A 7503-nucleotide genomic window follows, 5' to 3' on the forward strand; every position below is an offset into this window, starting at 1 on the left:
ATCTGGAGGAGTTCAAGGTTCACGTCACCTCGGTGCTGACGAAGCATGCCTCGGCCATCCTTCTGGATCCGGAGTTCGGGCTTCCGGCAGCCAAGCAGCGCAATAATGCGGGCCTCCTGCTGGCCTATGAGAAGACCGGGTATGACGCCAATACTCCAGGCAGACTGCCGGACCTGCTGGATGTGTGGAGCGTCCGCCGCCTGAAGGAGGCCGGAGCAGACTGCATCAAGATCCTGCTCTACTACACTCCCTTCGAAGACAGCACCGTCAATGACCTGAAGCACGCCTGGGTGGAGCGTATTGGTGACGAGTGCCGTTATCACGACATCCCCTTCTTCCTGGAGACGGTCGGCTACGACGAGAACGGCGGCGGCGAGAAGACGCTGGGGTACGCGAAGAAGAAGCCCGAGGTCGTCTCCGGATCGATGGCAGAATTCGGCAAGGAACGCTACGGAGTCGATGTGCTGAAGGTCGAGGTTCCGGTCGAGATGGCCTTCGTGGAAGGCACACGGGCGTTCAAGGGCGAGAAGGCATACTCACGCGCTGAGGCGCTGCAGCATTTCCGTGATGCGGAATCGATGACGCACAAGCCCTTCATCTATCTGTCGGCTGGTGTGACCAATCCGGTGTTCATCGAGACGCTGGAACTTTCGGCCGAGTCAGGCACGAAGTTCAACGGTGTACTCTGTGGCCGCGCCACCTGGTACGACGGCATCTCCATCTTCGCCAAGCAGGGCGCCAAGGCCTTTGAGGATTGGTTGAACACGACCGGTGTGGAGAACATTAACAACGTGAACAAGGCGCTGCAGGCAGCAACACCGTGGTATGTGAAGTTCGGCGTTAATAGCCTGGAAGAGCTCGGCTAGAGCAATTCTCCTAATACTGTAGCGTTGGATAAATCTGTGAATGCCGTTTTCTTCGAAGGAAAACGGCGCAAACTGCCAACACTCCGCTCTACACCTTTAGGAGAAATGCTCTAGCTCAAGCAAGGAAAAGAAAGAGGGCCCGCCAAGTTGGCGGGCCCTGCTCTTTGCTTTGAATGGCGCCAGTCCTCTGGCAGAACCGGCACACAGCAAAGAGCAAACTTTACGCGATGCTGCGGCTGACCGGTGTATGGTAGCGGCGATGCAGCATCTCAACCTCTAAGTGGACGATACTCCCGCGTTCCTGGCGGCGCTCGGCCCAGCTTTCGATCACCTCGATGCACGCGTGATCGACATACCGCAGAGAGTGTGTATGGACAACCACAGGTTTGTCTATAGATACCTGATCGAGCGCGGCGGTAATCTTCGGAATCGCCAGGAAGGTACCGACACCAGAGAAGTGGACCTCCGTCATGTCGTCCTTCTCCTCCACGTGGGTCTCAAGGTGCGTCACCTTCCAGAGTACGCGCAGCAGTGAAAGACCGATGCCAACCAGAACGCCTGTCAGCAGGTTGGTAGCCACAATGGTGCCCATGGAGAGCAGGTAGATGCCAACGGGGGCCCAGCCGAAGCGGCGAAGGTGCAACACATCCTTCGGCTTCACCAGCTTGATGCCCGTAAGCACCAGCACAGCGGCAAGGCTGGCGGTAGGAATCATCCGCAGGACGAAGGGCATTGCCAGCACGAAGAGCAGCAGCCAAAGACCATGCAGGATAGTGGACTTGCGGGTCTCTGCGCCGGCCTGCACATTGGCGGAGCTGCGCACGATGACGCCGGTCATCGGCAGAGCGCCGAGGAAACCGCAGAGCATGTTGCCGACACCCTGGGCAGCAAGCTCTTTGTCATAGTTCGCCCGTACACGCGTCTGCATCTGATCGACGGCAGCGGCTGAAAGCAGCGTCTCCGCGGAAGCGATAAACGCGAGCGCGGCGGCCGTGCCGATGAGGCTGAACCAGTTGACCGACGCCATGGTCGACGGGCCGGTGATGCTGACCATATCGCTCAGGTTTGAGGGAACGTTGACGCGGTTCACACCGAGATGGAAGACCTGGGCTGCGGTGGTTCCAGCGGCGATACCAAGCAGGGCTCCGGGAAGCAGCCGCAGCTTCGCGGGACGGAAGCGCTCCCATAGCAGCATGACACCGAGCGTGATGATGCCGACCAGAGCCGCCGCTTCTTCCTTGCTGCCATTCAGCGGGAAGAGACCGCCGAAGACGGCCTCGCCCATAGCGAGAATATTTGCCGGGCCATTGGACTTTGGGGTGCGGTCCAGAACAACATGGAACTGTTGAATCACGATGAGGACGCCGATGCCGGCGAGCATGCCGTGAATCACTTCAGGGGAGATGGCGCGGAACCAGCGGCCCATCTTGAGCAGACCCGCGGTAAGCTGCATGGCTCCAGCGAGAATAAGAATGGGGCCGAGCGCGGAGATACCGTGCTCATGGATGAGCTCAAAGACGATAACGGCCAGTCCCGCAGCCGGGCCGCTGACCTGCAGCGGTGAACCGGAGAACAGGCCGACGATGATGCCGCCGATAATGCCGGTAACAAGACCGCGGGCTGGCGGAACGCCGGATGCCAGAGCGATGCCCATACACAACGGCAGGGCTACGAGAAATACGACCAACGACGCTGAAAGGTCTTTCACCAGAGCGCCGTTTGCCGGCTGCGAGACTGTGTTCTTCATGATGATTTCCTTTATGCGATACGACGGTTTTCGTCACCGGCGCCGACCGTAAGTGGAAGGAAAGCGCCGGATTCATTGTCGAGAGCGATAATCTCGCCGGTTGCGATGTCATAGACCCATCCATGCAGGCGCACCGTACCGTTCGCCAGACCTTCTGCGACCGCCGGTTGCTGAGCCAGATGGTTGAGCTGCGTCATGACGTTGGCCTGGATGAGGAGCTCGGTCTGCTTCTCAAGCGAGATCGCACCCGCCTCTTCAAAGAGGCTGCGCAGCCACTTCGCGGATGGTCCGGCATGACGAAGCCACGCATGTACGAGAGGCAGTTCCTCAACGTGCTTGCGCTCCAGAAACTCCTTCATTGCGCCGCAGCCGGTATGGCCGCAGACCACGATATCGGCCACCTTCAGCGCCTTGACCGCGTATTCCACTGTCGCAGTGACGCCGCTGTGCGACTCTCCCGGAGGCGGCACCAGGTTACCGGCATTGCGGATGGGGAAGATCTGGCCGGGCTCGCACTGCAGAATCATCTCCGGCATGACGCGCGAGTCGGAGCAGGTGATGAGGCAGACCTCCGGCTTTTGCCCACGGGCAAGCTGCGAAAAGAGCGAGGAATGATTCGGAAAAACTTCGTTTCTAAAACGGGCATACCCGTCGAGAAGGCGTTGCATCGTTTGCAATCTCCTAAATGGTGCACATCGAATAAGCGGGTGCGTCTGCGGGAACGCCAACGTGCAGATACACGACGGCGCTCACAAACACAGGGGCTTTGCGAGCGGAGAACTAAACGATGGGAGGTGCGCGGGAGCCGCCCGGCGCGCGGGGAGCAGAACCGGCGGCAATCTCATTGACCTGAGCCAGGGGCTCGGAGATCATCTCGGGCTGAAGGATCGGGCCCTGATACGGCAGAGCGACGGCCGGCGTTACAACCACCGGATCGATCGGCTTCATCTTCGGGATTACGGTTGCCTCGGCGACTTCCGGCGCGTGATTGTCGGCGGCGGCAAGGCGCAGCGTGCGTCCACTGCGACCGGTAGGCCGGTGCGATCCATGCGGCGGAACGTGCGAATAGCTGATGCGCGAACGGTGAGGCGCGCGACGGCCATGCGCGATATCCCCGTACGAAAGCAGGTTCATGCCGAGGGCGAGAGCCATCAGCAAGGCCGTTCGTACGAGGTAGTGAGTTTTGCGCATAGCTTTGGTGTATTGTCCCACAGAATGTACGCCTGCCAACCCAGAAGGTGAGCAAGTTTTATTGCCTCCTATTCCGGAGCGGGATAGCATCGCCGTATCCATGCGCTCGCTTATCCGCATAACTGCTTTGCTTTTTGCCGTTTCTGCCGCCGCCAACGCACAGTACACCATCAAGAAAATCGTCTTCGATGGTCAAAATCCTTACACCCAGACGGAACTCGAAGCCGCTTCCGGTCTGAAACCGGGACAGACGCTGAACAACCAGACCTTGCAAGCTGCAGCTCAGCGGCTGGTCGACACGGGCGCCTTCGACGATATGCAAGCCACCCTGGATGGCCCTATGAAGGCTATCTCGGTGATTTTCAAGGTCAAGCCGGTGGACACCGCCAAGCTGTTGCATATCTCGTACGCCAACTTTGCATGGTGGTCTCCGGAAGAGTTGAAGGCAGAGATCAGCCGCCGTGTTCCACTCGGCGGAGAAACCATTCCCGAGGCCGGTTCTCTACAGGCTTCAGTGCAAACGGCATTGGAGGCGATGCTGCAGGAAAAAGGTCTGACTGGAGCCAAGGTAAGCGAGGAAGTCCTTGAGCCTCGTCCCGGAGTTCCCTTCCGTGTAGCTGCGTTCCGCATCGTGTCACCGGCGGTGGTGATAAGCAGCGTGCGGGTGGATGGTGTCTCACCTGCGATGCAGACCAATGTGCAAAAGATGACCACGGCTCTGGCAGGACGTCCGTACAACGAGGGAGTCGGTGGGCAGGATATCTCCGCTACCCTGCTGGCGATCTTTCGCGATGCCGGATATCTAACGGCGAAGCTCACTCCGCTGCAGCGAACGATCAGCGGGACAGGACCAGTGCAGGTCTCGCTGTCGACAACGGTACAGGAGGGAGAGGCGTACAAGCTCGGAGTAGTCTCGTGGACCGGAGCACCGTGGATGACGGAGCAACAGTTCGTGGCCGGTGCGAAGTTGCAGCACGGTTCGGTGGCTTCGCAGCGTGCGCTGCAAAGCGCGCTGGCAGTGATTCAAAACAGTTATCGCCAGCACGGCTATCTCGATATCACTGTCGATGCACCTCCGGTGTTGGACGATGCAACCCACACAGCGAACTTTACGGTGCAGGTAACACCGGGCGAGATCTATCGATTGCAGGAGGTCCGCGTCACTGGGCTCACACCCGCACAGAGAAATGTGTGGGATCAGGATTGGAAGCTGAAGCCGGGTGATGTCTATGACGCTGGAGCTTTAGGCGAGTTCCTGAAGTGGCATATCGCCAACGAACTGTTTCAAGGCGCAAGCAGTGCGTTCAAGCAGACGGTCGATCCAACGTCGAAGACCGTGGTACTTGAAGTGAGCTTCAAAAAGATGGGAGCGTAATCCTACGGAAACGGATTTCCTCGCTTGCGCTCGATACTCCCACATAAGCTTCGCGTATCTTCACCCCAACGATCGTTCTATTCGTTGACCACAACTACTCCCACTCAATGGTGCCCGGTGGCTTCGAGGTGATGTCGTAGACTACGCGGTTGATACCGCGCACCTCGTTCACGATACGGCTAGAGATAGTCTTCAGCACTTCGTACGGCAGTGGAGCCCAGTCAGCGGTCATGCCGTCTTCGCTGGTCACCGCGCGGATGGCGCATGTGTAAGCGTAGGTGCGCTGGTCACCCATTACGCCCACGGTCTTTACCGGGAGCAGCACCGCGAAGCTCTGCCAGAGCTGGCGGTAGAGTCCCGCGGCTTTGATTTCCTCGACGACGACAGCGTCTGCCTCCTGCAGGATGGCGACACGGTCCGGCGTGATCTCGCCCAGGATGCGGACAGCCAGGCCAGGGCCCGGGAAGGGCTGGCGCTCCAGGATCTCTTCCGGCATGCCGAGGTCGCGGCCGATGCGGCGGACTTCATCCTTGAAGAGATCGCGCAGCGGCTCAATCAGCTTGAGCTTCATATTCTCCGGCAGGCCGCCGACGTTGTGATGGCTCTTGATGGTCTGCGACGGGCCTTTCACCGATGACGACTCAATGACGTCCGGATACAGCGTTCCTTGCACCAGCCAGGCGACTTCGTTGCCTTCGGCATCGTGCTCAGCGACGCCCTTGGTTTCGAGGTCCTTCAGGATCGTCTCTGCCTCATCGTCGAAGACCGCGATGAACTCGTTGCCGATGATCTTGCGCTTGGCTTCGGGATCGGTAATGCCGGAGAGGCGCGAGAGGAAGCGTTCGCCCGCATCGACCGCGATGACCTTCAGACCGAGCTTCTCGCGCATGGTGGCCTGCACCTTGGCGAACTCATCCTTACGCAGGACGCCGTTGTTGACGAAGATGCAGGTGAGGCGATCGCCGATGGCCTTGTGGACCAGAACGGCCGCGACTGATGAGTCCACGCCACCGGAGAGACCGCAGATGGCGTGTCCTCTGGGACCAACCTGTGCGCGTACGCGCTCGATGGTGGACTGAATGAAGTGTTCCGGAGTCCAGTCAGGCTTGGCGCCACAGATCTCGATGACAAAGTTGCGTAGCAGCTCGCTGCCCTTTTCCGAGTGATTGACCTCGGGATGGAACTGCACTGCCCAGATACGCTTCTCTTCGTTGGCAATGCTGGCCAGCGCGCTGGAAGTCTGCGCGGTCTGGGTAAAGCCTTCGGGAAGCTTCACAGCGGAGTCGCCATGAGACATCCACACGTTGATCTCCTGCGGCAGGCCGGCGAAGAGCCGGTTGTGGCTGGCGATCTGGACGCGCGCATGGCCGTACTCACGTTTATCCGCAGGATGCACCTTGCCGCCGAGATGATGGGTGATGAACTGCAGACCGTAGCAGATGCCGAGGATGGGCATGCCGGTGGTCAACACCTTCGGGTCAGCGGCAGGAGCGTCGGCGTCATAGACCGAGCTGGGGCCACCGGAAAGGATGATGCCCTTCGGATTCAGGGCAAGCACGTCGCTCAGCGGAGCGGTGCAGGGCAACACCACGGAGAAGACATTGAACTCGCGGATGCGGCGAGCAATGAGCTGGGTGTACTGCGATCCGAAGTCGAGAATAACGATGGTGGAAGTCGATGCGGCGTCAGCGGCGATTTGGGAGTCCACGAACCTATTTTACGATGTGCCCAATCGCCGCCCTAGGCCGGGTCTTTGTGCCTCGTATTCTTGACGCCCGTCAGCACCCCGGCTCCGGCCAAAACCAGAATCAGCGCGAAGATCCAATGCTGCGGGACATGCGCCAGATGAGCCGCATAGGCGACACCGGCGATGAAAAGGATATAGCCAACTAGATACAGGCCAAAGGACATGCTGTCCCTCCTTGCTGCGGGAGTAGGATGCAGCAGCAAAGAGCGGCGTTGTGCTCCGGCATCACCCTGTCGCGCGGCGATAGAGCTGAAGGTATGCCACCGTACGCGCCACGTGGAAGAAGTCTGACGCGATCAGATAAGCGACGGTGACACCGGCCCACCATGTGTGCAGGAAGCTCTCTGTCGTTACTCCCTGGAAGGGTAGGGGCGTCGCGGAGAAGACCATCGCGAGCACGATCAGCGCGATCTTGACGATGCCCATTACCAGGTTGATCTCAACCAGCTTCTGCCGCAGTGCGCCCAGGCGGAAGGACTCACGGATGGCCTGCGCTGCGGTCAGTTGACGGACAACCGCGAGCAAGGGAGCAAGGGAGAAGACCCAGCTCAACACACCCCACAGGACGAAGACACCC

The 7503-nt window shown here is 59.6% G+C and carries 7 protein-coding genes and 1 pseudogene; 2 read left to right on the forward strand and 6 right to left on the reverse strand.

Annotation, left to right across the window (positions count from 1 at the left end; genetic code table 11):
• Positions 1-866: tagatose 1,6-diphosphate aldolase (locus AB4043_RS07970; RefSeq protein WP_442306816.1), on the forward strand; the 866-nt coding region annotated here is incomplete at its 5' end.
• A 220-nt stretch (positions 867-1086) separates the two neighbouring features.
• Here AB4043_RS07970 and AB4043_RS07975 read toward each other — a convergent pair.
• From AB4043_RS07975 to AB4043_RS07985, 3 genes are all read right to left on the reverse strand, one after another.
• Positions 1087-2613 (reverse strand): SulP family inorganic anion transporter, encoded by a 1527-nt coding sequence (locus AB4043_RS07975; protein WP_442301707.1) that lies wholly within the window; start codon positions 2611-2613, stop codon positions 1087-1089.
• 11 nt (positions 2614-2624) lie between these two features.
• Positions 2625-3281, reverse strand: coding sequence for a carbonic anhydrase (locus AB4043_RS07980; protein WP_442301708.1), 657 nt, complete (start codon positions 3279-3281; stop codon positions 2625-2627).
• A 112-nt stretch (positions 3282-3393) separates the two neighbouring features.
• Positions 3394-3765, reverse strand: coding sequence for a hypothetical protein (locus AB4043_RS07985; RefSeq protein ID WP_442306817.1), 372 nt, complete (start codon positions 3763-3765; stop codon positions 3394-3396).
• Between the two features lie 139 nt (positions 3766-3904).
• On the opposite strand from AB4043_RS07985, the gene AB4043_RS07990 reads away from it, so the two are divergent.
• Complete coding sequence (locus tag AB4043_RS07990) at positions 3905-5179, forward strand: POTRA domain-containing protein (protein WP_442301710.1); 1275 nt, start codon at positions 3905-3907, stop codon at positions 5177-5179.
• A gap of 94 nt (positions 5180-5273) precedes the next feature.
• Here the strand turns inward: AB4043_RS07990 and guaA are convergent, their stop codons facing one another.
• From guaA to AB4043_RS08005, 3 genes and pseudogenes are all read right to left on the reverse strand, one after another.
• Complete coding sequence (gene guaA, locus AB4043_RS07995; RefSeq protein WP_442301711.1) at positions 5274-6887, reverse strand: glutamine-hydrolyzing GMP synthase; 1614 nt, start codon at positions 6885-6887, stop codon at positions 5274-5276.
• 32 nt (positions 6888-6919) lie between these two features.
• Positions 6920-7090, reverse strand: a complete 171-nt coding sequence (locus AB4043_RS08000) for a hypothetical protein (RefSeq protein WP_442301712.1) — start codon at positions 7088-7090, stop codon at positions 6920-6922.
• 61 nt (positions 7091-7151) lie between these two features.
• Positions 7152-7503 (reverse strand): annotated as a pseudogene (locus AB4043_RS08005) (hypothetical protein); the annotation flags it as partial.

It is taken from the genome of Terriglobus sp. YAF25 (assembly GCF_052113305.1).
In the GTDB taxonomy this organism is placed as follows: Bacteria; Acidobacteriota; Terriglobia; order Terriglobales; family Acidobacteriaceae; genus Terriglobus.

What these genes read in the sequence shown, in the direction of transcription:
- AB4043_RS07985 (WP_442306817.1), bottom strand. Translation starts at nt 3,765, where the DNA reads ATGGCTCTCGCCCTCGGCATGAACCTGCTTTCGTACGGGGATATCGCG.
- AB4043_RS07980 (WP_442301708.1), bottom strand. Translation starts at nt 3,281, where the DNA reads ATGCAACGCCTTCTCGACGGGTATGCCCGTTTTAGAAACGAAGTTTTT.
- AB4043_RS07990 (WP_442301710.1), top strand. Translation starts at nt 3,905, where the DNA reads ATGCGCTCGCTTATCCGCATAACTGCTTTGCTTTTTGCCGTTTCTGCC.
- AB4043_RS08000 (WP_442301712.1), bottom strand. Translation starts at nt 7,090, where the DNA reads ATGTCCTTTGGCCTGTATCTAGTTGGCTATATCCTTTTCATCGCCGGT.
- AB4043_RS07975 (WP_442301707.1), bottom strand. Translation starts at nt 2,613, where the DNA reads ATGAAGAACACAGTCTCGCAGCCGGCAAACGGCGCTCTGGTGAAAGAC.